The organism is Latilactobacillus parasakei (genome assembly GCF_049674265.1).
In the GTDB taxonomy this organism is placed as follows: Bacteria; Bacillota; Bacilli; order Lactobacillales; family Lactobacillaceae; genus Latilactobacillus; species Latilactobacillus sakei.
Map to the genome: position 1 here is coordinate 1,264,458 of NZ_CP186861.1, position 20,499 is coordinate 1,284,956.

The 20,499-nt window shown below is 41.6% G+C and carries 18 protein-coding genes and 1 pseudogene; 2 read left to right on the plus strand and 17 right to left on the minus strand.

The window, feature by feature from the left end; all coding sequences use genetic code 11:
• Positions 1 to 88: 88 nt before the first annotated feature.
• The 8 genes and pseudogenes from ACPBEH_RS06480 to ACPBEH_RS06515 form a co-directional block, all read right to left on the minus strand.
• Positions 89 to 1,840, minus strand: coding sequence for an ABC transporter ATP-binding protein (locus ACPBEH_RS06480; RefSeq protein WP_025016227.1), 1,752 nt, complete (start codon positions 1,838 to 1,840; stop codon positions 89 to 91).
• Positions 1,841 to 1,852: 12 nt separating this feature from the next.
• Entirely contained in the window at positions 1,853 to 2,386 is a 534-nt protein-coding gene (locus ACPBEH_RS06485; protein ID WP_011373941.1) for a MarR family winged helix-turn-helix transcriptional regulator, read from the minus strand.
• Between the two features lie 149 nt (positions 2,387 to 2,535).
• A complete protein-coding gene (locus ACPBEH_RS06490; protein ID WP_016264535.1) occupies positions 2,536 to 2,937 on the minus strand; it encodes a MerR family transcriptional regulator in 402 nt (133 codons plus the stop codon).
• Between the two features lie 14 nt (positions 2,938 to 2,951).
• Positions 2,952 to 3,548, minus strand: a complete 597-nt coding sequence (locus ACPBEH_RS06495; RefSeq protein WP_424350058.1) for an NAD(P)H-binding protein — start codon at positions 3,546 to 3,548, stop codon at positions 2,952 to 2,954.
• 2 nt (positions 3,549 to 3,550) lie between these two features.
• Positions 3,551 to 4,906 (minus strand): annotated as a pseudogene (locus ACPBEH_RS06500) (MFS transporter).
• Between the two features lie 145 nt (positions 4,907 to 5,051).
• Positions 5,052 to 7,583 (minus strand): M1 family metallopeptidase, encoded by a 2,532-nt coding sequence (locus ACPBEH_RS06505; RefSeq protein WP_424348635.1) that lies wholly within the window; start codon positions 7,581 to 7,583, stop codon positions 5,052 to 5,054.
• Positions 7,584 to 7,886: 303 nt separating this feature from the next.
• Positions 7,887 to 8,633: an SDR family oxidoreductase gene (locus ACPBEH_RS06510; RefSeq protein WP_424348636.1), complete on the minus strand. Its 747-nt coding sequence runs from the start codon at positions 8,631 to 8,633 to the stop codon at positions 7,887 to 7,889.
• A gap of 1 nt (position 8,634) precedes the next feature.
• Positions 8,635 to 9,210 (minus strand): DapH/DapD/GlmU-related protein, encoded by a 576-nt coding sequence (locus tag ACPBEH_RS06515; protein ID WP_424348637.1) that lies wholly within the window; start codon positions 9,208 to 9,210, stop codon positions 8,635 to 8,637.
• Positions 9,211 to 9,332: 122 nt separating this feature from the next.
• Here ACPBEH_RS06515 and ACPBEH_RS06520 point away from each other — a divergent pair, with 122 nt between their 5' ends.
• Complete coding sequence (locus ACPBEH_RS06520; protein WP_424348638.1) at positions 9,333 to 10,220, plus strand: LysR family transcriptional regulator; 888 nt, start codon at positions 9,333 to 9,335, stop codon at positions 10,218 to 10,220.
• A 17-nt stretch (positions 10,221 to 10,237) separates the two neighbouring features.
• Here the strand turns inward: ACPBEH_RS06520 and ACPBEH_RS06525 are convergent, their stop codons facing one another.
• The 5 genes from ACPBEH_RS06525 to ACPBEH_RS06545 form a co-directional block, all read right to left on the minus strand.
• A complete protein-coding gene (locus tag ACPBEH_RS06525; protein ID WP_424348639.1) occupies positions 10,238 to 11,575 on the minus strand; it encodes a NosD domain-containing protein in 1,338 nt (445 codons plus the stop codon).
• Positions 11,576 to 11,599: 24 nt separating this feature from the next.
• Entirely contained in the window at positions 11,600 to 12,472 is an 873-nt protein-coding gene (gene scrK / locus ACPBEH_RS06530; RefSeq protein WP_424348640.1) for a fructokinase ScrK, read from the minus strand.
• Entirely contained in the window at positions 12,472 to 13,866 is a 1,395-nt protein-coding gene (locus ACPBEH_RS06535) for a glycoside hydrolase family 32 protein (RefSeq protein ID WP_424348641.1), read from the minus strand. The genes scrK and ACPBEH_RS06535 overlap by 1 nt, the downstream gene beginning before the upstream one ends.
• 58 nt (positions 13,867 to 13,924) lie before the next feature.
• Positions 13,925 to 14,905, minus strand: a complete 981-nt coding sequence (locus tag ACPBEH_RS06540) for a LacI family DNA-binding transcriptional regulator (RefSeq protein WP_280103039.1) — start codon at positions 14,903 to 14,905, stop codon at positions 13,925 to 13,927.
• A gap of 76 nt (positions 14,906 to 14,981) precedes the next feature.
• A complete protein-coding gene (locus tag ACPBEH_RS06545; protein ID WP_424348642.1) occupies positions 14,982 to 16,340 on the minus strand; it encodes a glycoside-pentoside-hexuronide (GPH):cation symporter in 1,359 nt (452 codons plus the stop codon).
• A 272-nt stretch (positions 16,341 to 16,612) separates the two neighbouring features.
• On the opposite strand from ACPBEH_RS06545, the gene ACPBEH_RS06550 reads away from it, so the two are divergent.
• A complete protein-coding gene (locus ACPBEH_RS06550; protein WP_424348643.1) occupies positions 16,613 to 17,845 on the plus strand; it encodes an ArgE/DapE family deacylase in 1,233 nt (410 codons plus the stop codon).
• A gap of 57 nt (positions 17,846 to 17,902) precedes the next feature.
• On the opposite strand, the gene trxA is transcribed toward ACPBEH_RS06550, so the two are convergent.
• From trxA to ACPBEH_RS06570, 4 genes are all read right to left on the minus strand, one after another.
• On the minus strand, positions 17,903 to 18,220 hold the full coding sequence (gene trxA, locus ACPBEH_RS06555) for a thioredoxin (protein WP_104963318.1): 318 nt from the start codon (positions 18,218 to 18,220) through the stop codon (positions 17,903 to 17,905).
• Positions 18,221 to 18,316: 96 nt separating this feature from the next.
• Positions 18,317 to 18,982, minus strand: coding sequence for an ArsR/SmtB family transcription factor (locus ACPBEH_RS06560; RefSeq protein ID WP_424348644.1), 666 nt, complete (start codon positions 18,980 to 18,982; stop codon positions 18,317 to 18,319).
• Positions 18,983 to 19,064: 82 nt separating this feature from the next.
• Positions 19,065 to 19,364 (minus strand): hypothetical protein, encoded by a 300-nt coding sequence (locus ACPBEH_RS06565; RefSeq protein ID WP_424348645.1) that lies wholly within the window; start codon positions 19,362 to 19,364, stop codon positions 19,065 to 19,067.
• Entirely contained in the window at positions 19,357 to 20,436 is a 1,080-nt protein-coding gene (locus ACPBEH_RS06570; protein ID WP_424348646.1) for a DUF4352 domain-containing protein, read from the minus strand. The genes ACPBEH_RS06565 and ACPBEH_RS06570 overlap by 8 nt, the downstream gene beginning before the upstream one ends.
• Between the last annotated feature and the right edge of the window lie 63 nt (positions 20,437 to 20,499).

Genomic DNA, 20,499 nt, shown 5'->3' on the forward strand with positions numbered 1-20,499 from the left:
GCTTAGCGCTATGCCGCAAACGAACGATGCTATCGTTCATTCACGTCATTATGCTAATGCTCAGAAGTTAACCGTTAATGACACACTCTTAATCTTGATTGAATTGTGTCTCCACATATTCTCTATAGAGTTCATGGTTGGCGACTAATTCTTGATGTTTACCAGCACCTGAAACGTGCCCGTTTTCAATGAAGTAAATTTGATCTGCATCAACAATTGTACTTAAACGGTGCGCAATGACGAGGGTCGTTCGACCTTCCATCAAGGTTTCCAAAGCTTTTTGGACCATTGCTTCTGATTCGGAATCTAGACTAGCGGTCGCTTCATCCAACATCAAAATCTTAGGATCGCGTAAAAAGGCCCGCGCAATTGCCAATCTTTGCCGTTGACCACCCGAAACTTTAACACCCCGAGTACCGACTTCTGTATCAAGACCCTCAGGCATCTCACGCACAAACTTTTCAGCAAAAGCTAACTGCAATACAGCCCATAATTGTGCGTCTGCGTATTCGCCGGTTAACCCATAAGTTAAGTTATCTCGAATTGTCCCCGCCATAATAGCTGAATCTTGACTGACGAAACCGATTTGTTTCCGCCAATCTGCTAAGGAAACATCGTTAATTGACGTTTCGCCAATCTTGATTGCACCCTGATTTGGTTCGTAATACCGTTCTAATAAGCTGAAGATTGTCGATTTTCCGCCACCGGAAGGGCCTGCAAAAGCGACTACCGTATTAGGTTTCGCTTCAAATGATAAATCATGTAAAATCGTTTGATCATCTTCATAACCAAAATCAACTGATTCAACTTTCAATGTTTGACCTTCGACATCTACCGCCGTTCCATGATCAAAATCTTCTTCAGATTCTTGCATCAATTCTTGAATCCGTTCTGTCGAACCACTAGCTTTTGAGAGCGTTGTAAAGAATTGCCCTAGTGTTGCGGCTGGCCCCATTAATTGGAATAAGTACATTAAAAATGAGAACATCGCGCCAATTGTCATTGTGCCTTGAGCAACTCGCGCTGACCCATAAGCCAAAATACCAACAATTAAGCCCATCATGACAGCGGTCATAATCGGACCCGCAACAGAATCATAAATGGCTTCCCGTAAACCAATCTTATAAAGGCTACCAATAGCTGTTTGCCCTTGTTGGCTGGCTTGTTGTTCTGCATTTGATGATTTGACTAAGCGGATTTCGCTCAATGTTTCATCCGTTTCGCCGTTGAAACGCGCTAACTCATCTTGGCGGGTGTGGCCAATGGCATGTGACTTCTTCGCAATTGGTAACATCACAGCCATAACCAATGGCACTGAAAAGGCCATGATTAAAGTCATTTTCCAATCCATGAAGAGCATAATAGCGAACGCCCCCACAATTGTGAAAATGGCTGTTACTAACCCGGGAAATGATCGTGATAATAAATCTTTGATCTGAGTTGAATCATTCACCAACCGTGATGTCATTTCGCCCGACTTCACGTCATCAAAATAACTCACTCTAAGATGCAATAATTTATGCCAAATGTTATTCCGTAATTTCTGGATAACATCCTCCCCGAAAAAACCGAGTAGCGATCCCGAAGCGGCACTGATCACCGCACTCAAGATGAATAACACAACAATCCCAATCAACATATAAATATTAAATTGTTTTGAAAAACTATTGATCAATTGTTTAGCGTAACTAGGAACCGCCAACTGAACACCAGTTGCAACTAACCCTAATGCTAAACCCAAGAACAACTGCCAATATTTAGGTTTTGTATTCTTAATTAAACCTAGAAAATCTTTGAAACTGAATTGACTTTTAGATGGTGCGACTCTCATTTGTTGCATAATAATAACCTCCTACCAAGGGAATCGTGAACGATTCCAATCGCCATGATTTTGATGACGCATATGATGCCCGTATTCGAAAAAGGCTGAATCAAACTGTGTTTGTTGTACATTATTAGCAATTTTGCTTAAAATCACTCGTAATTCATTGATTTCAGATTCGCTTAAGCCAGCCAAAATTGTTTCTGATAATTTATCAGTTTCCAAATCACCTTTTTCGATTGAGTCCCGTCCTTTATCCGTAATGAAAATGAGGGAAACGCGTTTATCTGCTGCTGATGCTTGGCGTGTAACATAGCCATCTTCTTCAAGCGCCTTGACTTGCAAGCTCACTGAACTAGGACGAATATCTAGTAATTCTGTAATTTCAGCATTCGTTAGCCCATCTTTAGCGGCCAATAAATTCAATAATCGTGATTTACCCTTCGTATTCATAAAATCGCGCCGTCTTTCTTTGCCGACCGTCATCCATGCCGATGCCACAAAATACCGCGATTGAACGAGTTTAGCGAATAACGCCATGATTTCTTGTGTTTCATTTGTCATATTGATCACTGCTTTCATAATTAGTTAGTTTTAATTTCGGTTAACCTAACGAAAATCAGTTTAACGCGTTAGTTAGGTTGTGTCAACAAAAACCTAACAATTAATTTCAAAAAAAGTTGGCACAGTATAAACTGCCCCAACTTCAGTGATTACTGATCAGCTCTATTTTTTTCAACCGCTCTTAATTCTTCTTCCGTGACTGCCATATGATCTTCATAGTGATCAACCTTCCAGCGCAGATGGTCAATTGCCGTTTGAAGATCATCGCGCTTTTCTTCCATAATTGCGATTTGTTCGTTCAACAGTTTAAACTGCTGAGCTGTATTATCTTCTTGGGCATCAAATAAACGAATATATTCCTTAAGCGCTTCGATACTCATCCCGGCTGCACGCATTGTCTTTACGAAATTAATTCTTCTAATAATTCGGTCGTCAATCGCTCGCACGCCAACATCGTTGCGATCAATCGCTGGGATTAAGCCCTCTTTTTCATAATAACGAATGGTTGTCGCGGTAACGCCCGTTTGTTGACTCGCTTCTTTAATATTCATCTCACGTAACTCCTTTATTGTGGCCGGTTAATGCCGACACTTGTTCGTGCATATAATTGCTCGTCCTCAAGCACCCGCCGGACTAAATCAGCAATTGCCCAGCGAGAAACGTCATGCCCGCCAAAAGGTTCATTGCGGCCAGTCACTTCATAATCATGGCCACATTGATCGAACCAGCCGGGTCGAATCACAGTATAATTCAAAGTACTCTCCGTGACAATATCCGCGGCTTGGCGATAAGCCTGCAACATCCCATTAGATGCCAGATTGCCCGAAGCACCAATGCTAGCTGGAATTTCATTATAAATCCCCATGGAAGCAATAAAAACCAGTTTATGAATCCGTAATTTAGTCATCGTTGTCACGACTGCCTTGACTACTTGGGCCAATTGGCCACTGACCGCTACAAAAACAGCATCTTGATTGCGCATTACTTTTTCGAGTTGTGCGAGATTGGTCGCGTCTCCTTGAACCCACGTGACGCGTTCTTGATTAGGTTGGTTAACGTGGCGCGCTAATAAAGTGAGTTGCGCATCCGTTTCGTCTAATAAATGTGCGGTAACTTCTGAACCAATTGAACCTGTTGCACCAATAATTAAGATTTTTTTTATCATTAAGACTCCTTTTTAAGTGTTGGTAAAATTAAACCGATCACTGCGAGCAACGCACCAATCAAGAGAACGGTCGCTAACCCCATTGCAACGTGGTAACTTGTTAGACCGTTTTTAAAAGTCGCTGAAACAGCCACAATAAACGACATTCCGATTGAACCCCCAATTTGATGGACCATGTTGACCACGCCCAAAGCTGCGCCGGCATCTGCAGGTAACGTATTGGCAACACCGGCGACCGTTAATGGACTGAGTGTTAACCCTTGTCCAATCCCCATCAAGATCATCGGAACCGCGATACCTAGCGCATAGCCAACTTGCTCTGAGAAAAAGCCTAAGGCACCCATCCCAATTGCGGTCGTTGCAATCCCCACGATTAGTAATTTCGTATTACCAAAGCGCGTTGTTAATTTTGAAACCTGCAAGGCAACGATGAAATTAACCACCGTTAAGGGGAAAAAGCCAATCCCTGCTTGAAGGGGCGTAAAACCTAAATGGGTTTGCATAATTTGAGGTGTCAAAAACCACATACTCAACATTGCACCCAGATAGAAGAAGCGCGCAATATAGCCCCCTAGTCATTCGCGATCAGCAAACAAGCGCAATGGCATCATTGGTTGTTTCGTTCGTGCTTCTTGCCAGATAAAAGCGGCAATCGCAACGACTGCTACTAACAATGCTAGTAAGCGGCCTTGTTGGTCAACTAGGCTATAAACAAGTGCCGTCATCCCAATAATCGACGTCAGTGCACCGATTAAATCTAATCGCTTAGCTTGTGTGGCTTGTGTGGTTGGTATAAAAAGGACCGTTAAACCAATCATAATAATCGCAATCGGTACGTTGATGAAAAAGCCGTCCCGCCAAGATAGTAGACTGGCAAAAATACCACCTATAACTAACCCAATACTAGCACCAATACCAGCTGTGGCACCATAAGCCGCAATCGCGCGTGTTCTTGCTTCACCTGAAAAACTGTCCATTAAGAGTGCCAAAGTCGTTGGTGCCAAGATTGCTGAACCAATGCCTTGAAATGCCCGGGCTAAAATAATCATCACCGCACTATTGGCAAGGCCAACTAATAATGACCCTACCGCGAAAACTGTCAGTCCAATCATGAAAACCCGCTTACGGCCAATAATATCACCAATACTGCCGCCAAGTAATAACAAACCACCAAACGTTAGTGAGTAAGCATTTGTGACCCACGATAATGTTGTTTGACTTAAGTTTAATTCGGCGGCAATTTTAACCGTCCCTGTAAAAATAATTGAATTATCCAATAAAATCATAAAATAACTGATGAGGATAATCGCTAAAATAACCTTCTTGTTTGTCTTTTTCATTTTAATAACTTCCATTTCGTTTAATCTCTAATCAACAAAATGAAGTATAGACCTTAAAGTGCACTTCAAGACAAGGACTATTTTGAAAAAATTTATCCCGCAAAAAAGCCACCCCAACAAACCGATATTTGTTAGGGCGGCTTTTCATCACGCTATGCTACTAAATTTGTTGTGCAATTGCCGCATTAACCTTTTCTTTTTCACTTTCAATCAAGGCCACGCGACTTTCGATGACCTTAATGTCCATCGTTATTTCCCGGGTTAAGCCTGGGGTATCTAATTTAGGTTCGAAGAAGGCTTTGAATTCCGCTAAACGTTCTGGCGTCTTGAAGACTGCCGCGATTGATGTGATATAAGTTGTAAATTCCATATCGCCACCGACTGTGTCTTCTAGCCATTGCCAATCATTGCGAATCCAATCCCAAGTGGCTTGTTGACTCGCATCGTTAGCGAGTAAGCCCCTGAACCAAGCCCGTAAATCTTGCGGTTTAATTGTACCGGCATCTTCAAATTTACTAATTAAAGTGGTGATTAATTCAGGATCAGTCGTCCGTGTTAAAGCGGCACTCAAATCGTTCTTATAGCTGGCATCGCTAGTTTGACGATAAGCTTCTAAGAGTTGACTGTAAAGCGCGGCGTTACCAAAGTTTTGCACTTCATTCATCAAGACTAGTACCCGAATAGCAGCTGGTAAAGTTGCCAACTGATCTTGGTTAGCTTGGAATAATGTGTGCGCCACATCGATCGCTGCTTGATTCTTAGCATACAAGGCTGCACTTAAAACTGTTGGCCGCATCAATTGATCATCATTGGTATCCGCTGGTTGAACCGTCCAACCTAAGCGTGCGACTTGTGCTTTACTCAATTGATCAAAGAAAGTCCGCAAGTGTTGTTCGCTTGTTTCACCGGCTGTGACAAACTTCTTCAAATTACCAGCCACTGTATAAAGTGCATCAGCCACTAAGTTAGAATTACTTTTAGCAAATGGTGCTAGAACTGGAACGACATCGGCGTAATTAATTTGACGTCCTTCAGCCAATAACCGTAAATCTTGTAGCAATTGAAGTTGTGAAATTGGTGCCATTTCAGCACTATCTTTTAAAATATCATCGAATAGCGTTTGATCATAGTTAACAATGAAATGTGATTCGTTACCCACATTTAAACGGAATGGTTGCCCGTTAGCGGCACGTAATTGGGCGTAATCGCCAAGCACTAATTTGCGATCAGTCATCAACAATGGCGCAGCCGCATAGTTGCTCTTCAATGGGATTTGCCATTGCCGACCAACCTCTTGGCCTTCGCCGATGAAGAATTGTTGTTGACTAAGCGTTAATTGTCCGTCAACGACTTTAGCCGTTACCACTGGATAACCTGGTTGTTCGAGCCATGAGTTCATGATAGCGCCGACGTCTAAGTTAGCGGCTTTACCAAGTGCGGCCCATAAGTCAGCCCCTGTTGCATTCCCGAATTGATGGGCTGCAAAGTAAGCCTTCAAACCTGCGCGTAATGCATCGTCGCCAATTAAAGCGCGGACCATCACGAGCATCCGTGCACCTTTAGCATAAACAATCGCGCCGTCAAATAAGGCGTCGATTTCAGCAGGATTGTTAACTTGCACGTGGACTGATTGCACGCCGTCAGTTGCATCTCGTTGTAGAGCGGATGATGCTTCTGAGGTTTGGAAACTTTCCCAAATGTGCCAATCAGGTTCAAGTGCATCGATGGCGACGTATTCCATCATATTAGCAAAACTTTCGTTTAACCAGAGATCATCCCACCATTGCATTGTCACTAAATCGCCGAACCATTGGTGCGCCAATTCGTGAGCAATCACGGTTGCTACACGGTGTTTCGTTGTTAGCGCCGTATTATCTGGATCGAGCAATAAGTAAGCTTCTCGATAAGTGACTAAGCCCCAGTTTTCCATCGCACCGGCTGAAAAGTCGGGCAAGGCCAATTGCCATGAATGTGGAATTGGATATGGTGTTTGGTAGAAATCTTCGAAGAATTCGATTGAGCGTTTGGCAATATCCAATGCAAAGTCGAGTTCGTTGGCTTGATGAGCCTTAGTGGCAAAAACGCCTACTTGAACGCCACTCTTCGTCTTCGTTTGTGCACCTTGGAGTTCACCAAAAGCAAACGCTACAAGGTACGTTGACATCCGAACTGTCGTTTCAAAATGATGAATGCCCTCGATGACTTCTTTTTCAGGCATGTTGCTGAGAATCGTTTCGCCTTCGTGTTCGTCAAATTTAATCGCTAAATCAAAAGTGGCTTTGGCTTCTGGTTCATCGACACATGGAAAAGCTTGGCGCGCAAAGTTGGTTTCAAATTGCGTCCCAATCAATTCTTTTTGCACCCCATCGACTTGATAATAAGAAGGATAAATCCCCATCATCGAATCCGTTAAAGCGGCCGTGTATGAAATGACCAATGTCACTTCGCCTGGTTGGCCCACTTCGACCTTCAAGGCATTCGCGTCATTATCAACTGTAAATGGCACGCTCTTCCCCGCAGCACTTACCGTTTCAATCAACAAACCATTTTGATGAATTAAGACAACCGCATCCTTGGCCGTCCCCGTAATTGTTGTCCGACCACTAAATCGTTTTTGAGCCCGATTAATATCTAGAAAAACTTGATAATGTTCCGGTTGAAAGCTTTGATAAAAACGCATCAATTCTGCCATATTATGATCTCCAATTTCATTTAGAATACTGTTATTATACGACTTTTCATTTCAAAAAGCTGTTGTCATCCATTTCACATTTTGATTACCAACCTGGTTGCACTTAATCTAAAAAATCACCTTAATCTTAAAAAACAGATTAAGGTGATTTTTTATTAATTCTCAGTAGCTAAATACCATTTTGAAACGTGCTCGCCTAAGCAATGCCTTGCGTTTAGCTACATCAGTCAAATAACTGACTAAATCAGTTATTTGACTGCTTAGGCTAATCCTCACGCATTACCCGCTTAGTCGAACACTCTTTTAAACTTGTTGTTTAGCTGGACGAATCAAGACTTCACTGACCACCACATGTTTTGGTTGATCAATCGCATACAAGACTGCGTTGGCGATGTCTTCTGGATTGAGGGCCAATGCTGATTCTTCTGGGGCATCCATTAATTGCTTAACCCCTTCGAAAACAGCGGTGTTGCCAATCGTATTCACCAATTCCGTTTTAACAGCCCCTGGTGAAACAATTGTTGAGCGAATACCGTTATCTTTTTCTTCCTGGCGTAAGCCTTCCATAATAGCGCGCACGGCATATTTTGTCCCGTTGTAAACGGCAGAAGCTGGGTAAACCACGTGACCGGCAACTGAATCCGTTGAGATAATCAAACCATCTTGTTGCGTTTGCATCGTTGGTAAGACCGCACCAATCCCGTTTAAAACACCCATGATGTTGATGTCGAGCATCTTTTGCCATTGATCGTAATCGCGTTCGCTGAGGTTCCCTTGTGGCATAACGCCAGCATTGTTATATAAAACATCCACACGACCGAAATGATCGAGTGCTAATTGGACTAAACTCGCCATTTGCGCCCGATCGGTCACATCAGTGGCTTGATAAATCGCATTTTCGCCAATTTCGGCTACTAAGGCTTGAAGACGATCCTCGCGACGAGCGGCCAAAACAACCTTAGCCCCTTTGCTTGCTAATAATTTGGCAGTTGCTGCCCCGATACCTGATGAGGCACCCGTAATGATGATGACTTTATTTTGAATTGACATGTTAAAACTCCTTTTCTGCTTTAATTTGACGAATGACTTTTGCCGGTGTGCCGGCGACAATCATATTAGCTGGTACGTCTTTGGTGACCGTTGCATTGGCAGCCACAATCGCATTTTCACCGACTGTCACACCTGGTAAAATCGTTGCCCCTGCACCAATCCATGCGTTCTGTTTGATATGAACCGGTTTAACGAATAAGCCGCGCCGATCGGCTGGATTTTCTAAATGATTCACCGTAATTAATGAGGCACGGGGCCCAATCAATACGTGATCATCAATCGTAATCCCACCTAAATCAACGAATAGAACATTATTATTAATAAAAATCTCTTTACCAAATGTGATGTGCTTACCGTAATCCGTATAAAACGGTAATGATACAGCCACCGATTCATCTATTTCTTGATCCGTAATACACTTTAAATACGCCCGTACTTCGGCTGCATCGTGGTAGCCGGTGTTCATTTCCATCACTAATCGCTCATTATTGCCTTTGACCAAATGAATTTCTTTAAGCAACTCCGAATCATGGTAAATCGGTTGATTCGCAATTCTCGTTCGCAATGAATAGTCCACCTTGATTGCCTCCTTTTAGCGCGCTTCTTTACTTGCTGTTTTCAGTATACTTCGCTACACTAGCAATGACTAATACTCATATCGAATAGCCATCTATAACTTTTATCAATAGGAGAAGCATTATGGATTTACGTGTTTTAAATTACTTTTTAACCGTTGCCCAGGAGAAAACAATCAGTAAAGCTGCTGAAGTCCTCCACTTATCACAGCCAACACTCTCTAAACAACTTAAGGATTTAGAGGTCGAATTAGGCGTTCAACTCTTCACCCGTGGCAATCGCGAAATCACATTAACAACCGACGGCCTTTACCTGCAAAAACGCGGCCGCGAAATCTTATCTTTAGTTGATACAACGACAAATAACTTAACGCATAATCAGGTCGTCAGTGGGACCATCAGCATTGGCGCCGGTGAAACGCAGGCCTTTCAATTAATCGCGATGATTATCAATGATTTACGTCAACGCTACCCTGATATCATTCTGCAATTATTCAGCGGCACTGCCGATGAGGTCAAAGAACGGATTGATCAAGGTTTGCTCGATTTTGGTCTCGTCATTGATCCGGTTGATAAGCAGCGCTATGAATTCGTCCGCTTACCCGTATCAGACCATTGGGGCGTACTGGTTGCCGACGACCACCCAATCGCGGCGCACTCGACCGTTGATGCAGCAACCTTGGCGCAATATCCCTTATTAATTTCGGGACAATCCCTCGTCCGTCAACAAATTAGTAATTGGTTTGGCGCCAATCTGGATCAACTCGATATTGTCGGGACCTATACGCTTTTATACAACGCCTCATTATTGGTCAAAACGAGTAACAGCGTCGCATTGTGCATCGACGGTATTATCAACACCAGGGACAATGGCTTAAAATTCGTGCCGTTTAATCCGCCATTAACCGTTAATACGAACATTATCTGGAAAAAAGGACAAATCTTCTCGAGTGCCGGTCAGGTTTTTAGAGAGACCCTGACCAATCAGACAAATAAAAAGCCGTCACATTAACTGTGACGGCTTTTCAACTAAATTGACGGTGTTGCTCTAAACGCATTCACCTTTGTATCTAACATAACCTGTGCTTCAGTACCTGAATCTAGAATTGTATTTTGAACAGCGTCCGCTTCGACTAAAACCGTTGTTACATCAATTGGTGCCGAAACTTCCGTTGTTAATAGTGAATCAACTTGCGCAGCAAAGGCTGAATCACCACTTTCTGAATGGGCCTCAGTTGCCACGACATTATTGGTTGCCACGTAATTATGATTTCCCTTTACTAAGCGGATAATCACTGGTTTAGCACCCAATGGTTTAATGTTTTCCTGGTCTAGAATTTCTGAGAAATGATTGCCAATGATTGAATTATGATTACCTTCAATCGTTAATAAACCGAATAGATCATCTAAGCCATTGTCATGGGATTGCATTGGTATCCAAGGTTCATGATCGTGTAAAAAGTGATTACTTGAAACCAGGTTTTCAGAACAATTGTCTTTAAAAATTACCATCCCTGCATAAAATGCGTGCAAGATATTCCCAACAATTGACGAACGCGTGACACTATTAAATTCAATTATACTTGCGCCTCGTGGGAAAATATTATTGCTACTAATCAAGAGTTGCGCAAAATGTTCAGCATAGATGGAGTAGCCCTTAAAGCCCGCCCCCATCAAGTTATTCGTTACTTTAGAAGCCTGTCCCCAGCCCCGCAATTCAAGACAGTTGCCACATTCAGCAATAAAATTATTATGGATTGTTAAGGCATCTGCATTATAAATTGTGACACCATGTTCGAGATAAACCAAACCCATATCTGAAATTAAAAATGAATCTTGCGCACTCGCTACATAAATCCCAGTCTTCCCATTAACATAAGTATTTTCAACATTCGGTTCACCCGTACCATCATCGACGAAGTGTAAGCCATCGATACAGAAATTATTGAATTCAACTGAACTAATCCGTGGGTCACCCTCTCGTTTAACAACAAAGGCCGCACCCTCAATTTCAGGTGCATCTAGTGCTGTTTCAAGATCCACTAAAATCCGACTGCCCCCGGGCCATAATTCGTGTAGATTAGGCACATCTTCTTCCGGGACATTAAAACGAATACTTGAAGAGGTAAAGCCGTGACCAGACCCCATAATTTTAAGAAAACTAATATCAATTAAAACTTGGGTTTTTAAGTGATAATCAGCAGGTGGTAAATAAATCACTGCGCCTGGCTTACCCCCTTCGTTTAAATCACGATTATTCTGTTTCTTCTTAATATCTTCAATCATACTATTAATCACTTGGCCAACGTCTTCAAAAGGATTCCCAACAGGCCAATTTGTGACGTCATAATAATATGCTTCTGTCATGATTTTTCCTCCAATATTTTCAAATTAATCAACCAATAATTTAGCAGCTAGCGCAAAGTTACCAACATTTGCTGAACCATTATTCGGGACGCTAGGCATCGTTAGATATTTATCGAGTGGCGGTACTTGAACATAATCATTTAATAATTTAGCGAATTCTATCCGTACTTTTTCTAACAACACCTGATTGGTAACACCGCCCCCAAAGACAATCTTATTAGGCCGTAGTGTGAGGGTCGTTTGAAGCGCAGCTTGTGCGATATAATAGGCTAAAATATCCCAAGTTTGATCAGTTAAAGGTACTTCTGCCCCTTTTTTACCAGTCCGGACTTCAAATGTTGGCCCCGCAACTAATCCCTCTAAACAATCACCGTGAAACGGACAAATCCCTTTGAACTCTAAATCATCAGGATGGCGTTTTAAAAGAACATGCCCCATCTCTGGATGACCGATACCACCCACGAGTTGACCGTTAATAACTGCACCAGCACCAACACCGGTTCCGATTGTGTAATAAACGAGCGAATTAATCTTTTCATTGAATAACGTGGCCATCGTAAATTCCCCATATGCAGAGCCATTAACATCTGTGGTCCAAGACATCGGGACCTTAATTTCTTTTTTTAAAAAACCGATAAAATCGACGTCTTGCCAACCAGGTTTTGGCGTTGAGGTAATATAACCGTATTTTGGAGCTGTTTTTCTGATTTCGATAGGCCCAAAGGTAGCAACCCCTAATGCATCAATTTCAAACTGCTTAAAGTAATCGACAACCTTGGTTAATGTTTCTTCAGGTGTCGTCGTTGGAAACTGCACCTTATATTTTACTTGATAATCATCATTACCAACAGCACATACAAATTTTGTGCCCCCTGCTTCTATACTACCTAATAACATTACGCCATTCCTCCAAGTTGATAAATTTGAATTGTATCAGTTGCTACCTCACTAATTGTTTCAATATGCACAGCTTGTTCACAATAAATTCGCTCTGAAAAACATACTTCTCCTTGATTAGTAAATAGTTCGATTGAACTCGTATCCATTAGCATGTGCACATCAAACTGACTGGTTGTTTCAACCGAAGCCACGCGTTGTTTATCATCATTATATTTTTCAAGACTAACGGTTTGTTCACTTGCGCTGTACTGTAAAATAATGACTGGCTGGCGATCTTCTCTCACTACTTTAATTGTGACATCATGATGACTATCAAACTGACCTAGATATTCTAAACTTTTAGTGGGGGCGTCAAAGCGATTGGCGCCCGTTGTCTTTAATAATTGTTTTGCTCGTAATTGTGCCACTTCTCGCACTGGGGTCATCAACACTTTATCTCCCTTGACCGTTATCTCTCGTGGAAATGTTAGGGCCCCTGCCCAGCCATCCGCTTGTTCTGGCATTATACTTTCCCACATTGCCAACCAACCGAATAGAATCCGGCGACCATCTGGCGCAACTGTGGTTTGAGTGGCATAGAAATCATGCCCATGATCAAGTTCTCGAAATGCACCATGTTCAAATTTTTGATTGGCCTCATCATAATGCCCCGTTAGATAACCGGTTTGATGGAAGTTACGATATTTCAAACCGTTAGCCTTAATGCCTTGTGGCGACATGATTAATACATCTTGATCTGCCATATTGAAGAAATCTGGACATTCCCAGACATAGCCTTCTTCATCAACTGACTTAGCTGTTGCAATTGGTCCAATATAGTCCCAGTCGATTAAATCTTTAGATTGATACAATAAAACGCGGCCTAGCCCAGCTTGATCTTTACTGCCAATCACAACGAAGTAAGTTTGCCCATCAAACCAGACTTTTGGATCGCGAAAATCGCGTGCATTGTCCTCTGGTGGGGTTGCAATCACTGGATTACCAGCGTACTTTTCAAAATGAATCCCATCATCACTGACCGCTAAGTTTTGGGTTTCCCAATACTGTTCAGGATTATTATCCTTCAAGTGTTGACCGGTGTACATCAAGTACAAACAGCCATCTTTTTCAATCGCACTACCTGAAAAGCAACCATCTGGATCTTCAGCATCCCCAGGGAAAAGCGCAATTGGTAATTGTTCCCAATGCACTAAATCACGACTACGAGCGTGTCCCCAATGCATTGGTCCCCATTTAACTGATTCAGGATGGTATTGGTAGAAAATATGATAGTAGCCTTTAAAAAAAACGAACCCATTTGGATCATTAATCCAACCCGAAGGTGCCATAATATGGTAATTTAAACGATATCTATCATTTGTTATTTCTGGATAATTTAATTTTTTTGTCATCGTCATTCTCCTTTATGTCAACCGATTGACATTTTATGCCAAAAACAAGCGTAAACTACTACGCCGTTGTCCCTTGATGAACTGTGACTGGTAATATAATTTTATGCGGGGTTTCTTTGCCCTCAATTCGATCCATCAAAGTTGATACCGCCACTGCCGCCATTTCTTCTATTGGCTGAACGATTGTTGTCAATTCAGGCTTAAATAGGCGGACCGTATCTGTCCCATCGTAACCAACCACCAGCAAATCTTCGGGGACTTGCTTTTGAAATTCGGTGGCCACTTGGATAATCAGACTAGCATCAACGTCGTTTGATGCAAAAATCGCATCGATTTTTTTATTTTCTTTAAAAATCTGTCGGAACGTTTCTTTCTTCTGTGTATCGGATGAATCAAGCGCGACCGTATAGATGACGGTTGGTAAATCATTAGCCGCCATCATATCTTCATAAGCACGCCGGCGATCTAACGCTGGTGACTGCAAATCAGTTGGCCCATCCGTATGCACGATATGGCGTGCCCCCCGTTTGAGCAGTAATGTCATCGCCTTTTTACCACCATCATAATTATCAGAAGCAATTACTGGAATATCGTCATTCATCACCCGATCAATTGCAACAATTGGTAAATTGGTATTGTTGTATTCCGCAATGTTTTGGTTATGCGCACCGACAATCAAGCCATCTACTTGATTAGCCAACAATTTCTGTAGATATTCCTTTTCTTTTAAGGGGTCATTCATTGAATTACCAATTAATACTTTATAACCGGCATTAAAAAGCTTCATTTCTAACTGCGCCGCCATCTGACCAAAAAAAGGATTCGCAATGGTTGGAAAAATCAACCCGACCATTTTCGTTTCTTTCGAAAACAGTTGGCGAGCGACATCATTAGGTTGGTAATGTAACGCTTTCATTGAATCGAATACCTTTTGCTTTGTTTTTTCACTTAGATAACCTCGATTATTTAATACTCGCGAAACAGTTGTTTTAGAAACGCCTGCTAATGCTGCAACGTCTTCAAGTTTTGGATTTTGCATTTTTTGCTCCTATGTCATTCATACTAAACACTCTCGTTTATATTCTAACATAAAGCATCAAAAACGCTGATTTTCCTTAGTGTTGTTTTGCTAATGCTGCTTGAACCGCTGCTTCGTTCTTTTCAAATTTTGCATAGAAGAACATTGGAATGGCAGCAACCAAGAACAAAATAGCTGGTAACCAAACAAAACTAAAATTAATACCAACTAATGAATGTGCAGACTGTGCATGATTAGGTACATAACCAAAGTATTGCATAATCTTAGAAGGTACAAAGCCACCAATCCCGCTACCTGCTTTAACACAAAAGGCACTTCCGATGGCTGTTAAAAAGCCACTTGCTCGAATACCATTTTTCCATTCCCCGAAATCTACCGCATCAGCAAGCATCAAAAACGGCATTGCTGCAGCAACCCCAGTTCCAATTGAACCTAAGCAATAGAGCACTACTACTGCAACTTGGTTAGCACCAACGACTTGTAATAAGAGGTTAGAAATAGCAGCGAGAACTAGCGCCCCAATTAGCACTGTGCGTTTATTTGTCTTTTTAACAAATAATGGAATTAAAATCATGCCCACTACCGCTACGGCTGATAGACCGCCCGCTACTGATACTAGTGCTTTGGCATGAATATTATATTGGAAATAATAAATCATTGCTGAACTTCTAACCGTCGTGCCAATCCAATAGAATAAATTGGTTAAAACAATTAAGACCCACGGCCAATTACTTTTAGTGGCTTTAACACTTTCTTTTAATGAAATAGACTGTGTTGATACTGCATTTACTTCTCTTAAATTCCAAAAGGCAATTAAGAAGGCTGCAATCGATACGACGCCCATGACAATCATCGTAATCGAAAAGCCTTTTCGGTCATTACCCTGCCCAAAAAGTTGGACTAATGGTAATACGACACTATTGGCAATCAATAACCCGATATTGCCCCCTACCATCCGATAAGAATTCAATACTGTTCGTTGTTCCGGATCATTCGTTAAATTAGGCAAAATCGATGTCATTGGGGTACTAATCCCCGTATACAAAATACCGGCTATTACATAGGTTACTGCTGCGTAAACCACTTTTGTTGTACCTGACAAGTTTGGTGTCGTAAACGTTAACCATGTGAATACCGCAAATGGTAAACATAACCATAAAAAGTATGGTCGACTTTGTCCCCAGCGTGTATGCGTATGATCAATTAAAAAACCCCAGATTGGCGCGTCAAACATATCAATACACCGTGTCAGTAACAAAATGGTCCCAGCAACCCCAATTGAAAGACCAAACACGTCCGTATAGAAATAGAGTAAATAAGTACTAATACTAACAAATAAGACATTCCCCCCAAAATCCGTCAGTGAGTAACTCAGCTTACGAAATAATGGGATTTCTGCTTTTTCCTGAGGTGCTTCATTAATAACAGATGCCATTTTCTTCAACTCCATTCATTTTGATGATCAAAATTAACTGATTAAACTTTATTCGCAAAACCTCCAATGAATAATAACATTCAAGAAAAGCGCTTTCTTTTATTGGAATAACTAAAGTATAATCGTTTTATTTTATATGTCAACCGGTTGTCATATAATTTCTATTTTTCTTTTTAAACCACTTCGTTTGCGAAATTTCTTAATTTGTGTCCGTTGCTTTCCCTAAACGCGGGCTCTATAATGCATATTGAATCTTATCTGGAGGTCTTTTAATGATGGAAAAAACTGAAAAAATCGCAATTTTAGAAAAACTGGTCTCAATTGATACAACAGACCAAGCAGAAGGTGTGATTGCCGACTACTTAGCCGATCTATTCGCACAACATGGTATCCGCACTGAAAAAGTGGCTTCTAAACCAGGCCGCGAAAACTTAGTGGCCTATCTAGGCGAAGCAACCGACAAAGTCCTCGGTGTCACTGGTCATATGGACGTCGTCAGCATCGGTGATCGCAGCAAATGGACGAGTGATCCCTTCACTCTAACCGCTCGCGATGGTAAACTCTTCGGTCGAGGCGCAACCGACATGAAGTCTGGTCTGGCTGCGCTTGTGATTGCAATGATCGAATTACACGATGAACATGTTCCTTTAAACGGCCAAATCAAACTACTCGCAACCGTCGATGAAGAAAAGAACGAAACTGGTGCGCAAACTTTAACCGCTCAAGGCTATGCCGATGATTTAACAGCCTTATTAGTTGCCGAACCATCTGGCGTTGATAAACAAGCCTTGGCAAATAACCCCGACAAATTCCCCACAGAAATGGCCCAAAAACTCCTTGCGGCTAATCAAACCAATGAACAACATTTCTTAATTTTCGCCCATAACGGTTCCCTTGATTTTAAAGTGACGGCAACTGGTAAAACCGCGCACAGTTCAATGCCGGAACTCGGTATTAACGCAATTGATCATTTGCTTGCCTACTACAATCGGCAAAAACAATACTTCGATCAAAAGCATCCTATTGATGATGTCCTCGGCGATATTGTTCCCGTCACAACCTTAATCAACGGTGGTGAACAAATTAATTCGGTCCCCGGTCACGCAGAACTTACTTGTCGGGTTCGTACAACCCCCGCCTTAACTGGCGACCGAGTGATTGCTGACCTTAATACCATCATTGCGGAACTCAATCAACAGGCGGATATGAATCTGGAATTGACCGTCATTAATAACCAACCACCCGTTAAAAGTAATCCACAAGCGCCATTCATCCAAGCTGTTCAAACAATCGGCGCACAAAAGTTATCCCAAGCATATCCACTGATGCACGTTGCTGGGGGTACCGATGCCGCCCACCTCGCCCAGCACAATCCTGACTTACCAGTGGCAGTTGTCGGCCCTGGCAATGATACTAGCCACATGATTGACGAATATGTTGATGAAGAAATGTATCTCAAACACGTCGACTTCTTTAAGGCAGTCATGACGAATTATTTAAAATAATAGAAAAGAGATTACGACAAAGTAACTTCTTCGCCGTAATCTCTTAAAAATAATGATTTATGCTAATATGGCATCTAACTTAGTTGCTAACGCTTCTTTACGTTGTAAACCAACTAATTGTTCTTGTAGTTGCCCGTCTTTCATGATCAATAATGTCGGGATTGCCTGAATCCCAAATTGAGCTGCTAAGCTTGGGTTTTGGTCAACATCAACCTTGGCAATCTTAGCTTTACCTGCGTAATCGTCTGCTAATTGTTCTACAATTGGCCCTTGCATCTTACATGGTGGGCACCAAGTTGCCCAAAAATCAACTAGCGTCACGCCTTCTTTAATCTCATCGTTAAAATTGGCTTCGTTTAAAATTTGTGCTGCCATCCTGATCGCCTTCTTATCTAAATTATTCAACGATTTCGTTGAATTTATATCCACAATATATCATCTTACTTTTTATACGTCAAATGAACAGACTTATTAATCAGTTTGTCCTGGCATCACCTGTGACCATTCCCACACGGATTGATTAAAGGTCGCTACTTTAAAGCCCGCATCATGCAATTCTTGACTAGCCACATTTGCATAAGCACACAAACGCCCACGACAATAGACAACAATTTCCTTATCATGCGGTAACTTGGCTAAATGTTGTGGTAACTCATCGTACGGGATATTATGCGCCCCTGGTAAGTGTTGTATCTCGTACTCATCAACTGGGCGCAAATCAACTAGGTAGGTGCTAGGCACCGTTAGTTTCGCCTGTAACGCCTCTAATGTTAATACTTGCGGTGAGCCACTTTGTTGTGCGAGTGTTGTCTGAGCAGCTGTCAATTCCGGTTGTGATTGCTCAGCAACCGACACCAACAACGTTACTAATTGTTTAAGCTGATCTGAAGCAAGTTGGTACATTATAAAATTTTTATCCCGCTCAATTGTCACTAAGTTGGCTCGTTTTAATATCTGTAAATTACGTGATGTGGTCGCAACGCTTAACCCAATCGTATTGGCTAAATTTTCAACCGTTTTAGGGCCCTGCACCAATAAATCTAGTATCCGCAAACGTGTCACGTTACCTAGCGACTTACCGACTTTAACAACTTGTTCATAAACTGCATCGCGATATTGCGTTAATCGTTTATCCATCTTCATCCGCCTCCTATAATCAATGTTTCCATTGAATAATTTTAACATAGCACCTTAGCCATCTACGGTCAATTTATGAGTATCAAAAAAAGCATGATCGATAACTCATTAAGTGCTGCATAAAAGCCCGTTTTGCTTTTTTAGTGATTAATTGTGCTTCAAATAATTGGTAACTTTCTTTAGAAATTTTACGACCATTTGCAAACCGCGGTACCATTTTTTCAACAACCGCCCATTGGTGCTTATTGACCGCCGTTTCTAAACGTGACATCTGCGCCGGTAGTGATTGGTAATACCGATAACCCAATCCGGCTACGATTAGAATAAGCAAAAAGCCGCCCAGAAAATGAATCTTTTTCCAGCCGGCTTTCATTTTAGTCATCTAAGCCACCCATAAAGGCTGTTTGCAATTCACCAAAATCATAGTTGTCTGAACTATCTTCGCTGTCGACAGTCCATTTGCCTTTTTCTTTGATTAACTTAACTTTATACCCCTCACCATCCATGTATTCTGGTGTGCTGACTTTGGCACTTTCGAATTTGGTTGGTAATTGTTGTAAAAGACACTTTTCTGCATCTTGTGTCGCTTTTTCATAATCATCATACTTATCTTCGTTTTTATCCGTAAAATCATCAATGATTGCTTCGAAATCAACATCATCAAAATTGATAACTTCTGGTTTTACATAGATGATTGCTGTTTTAGGAAGCATCTCAGCGACTGAATATTCAACAGTCGCTTTTTTAGCATTGACTTGGTTGAAACTGGTGACCACTTTTTGTAATTCTGCGGTTGATGGTTTATAACTATCAACCTGCTTGCCTAGTTTTTCTGCAAAAGCCGTTTTAAAATCGTCATGTTCCTTTTGTAAATCATTCGTTAAGGCCGTTTTACCGTCAGCCTTAGCGCCTAAGAAAACTTGGTCGACATAATCTTTAGCAAGTTTCGCCATTTGTTTGGTATGATCTGGATACTTGTCGGTATCAATCTTGACCTTCACCTCTTTTTGCTTTTCTTCGCCATCATTACCCTTATAGTGCAATTCATATTCTTGGCCTTTTTGAACGTTAAAAACAACATAGCCAGTTGTACTCTTACCACCAGAAATATTGCCACTTTCTAATTCTTGGAAACCATTATCATCATCATACACACTGGTATCGGCCATTTTATTGCCGTCTTTATCGTATAAGCTCATGCCATATGACGATATTGATAAAGCCTTTTTTGTTTTATTATCAATTTTGACATTTAAAGCCAAATAGTGCTTACTGTCACTCGTTTTTTTGCCGTCGGGCACCACATAAATCCCACTCTTAACGGAAAGTCCGACTGCCCCTGAACTTGCTGTTGCTTGTCCATCCTTGCTTGATTTCGATGAACAACCCGCTAATAGCATCATGCTAGCTAAACCCACTGCTCCAAATTGCCAAATACGTTTCATTTTCACCATTACTGCCTCCTATATCTGTCTTAGATTCTATTCTATCAAAACTAAATTACAGCTATATACCAA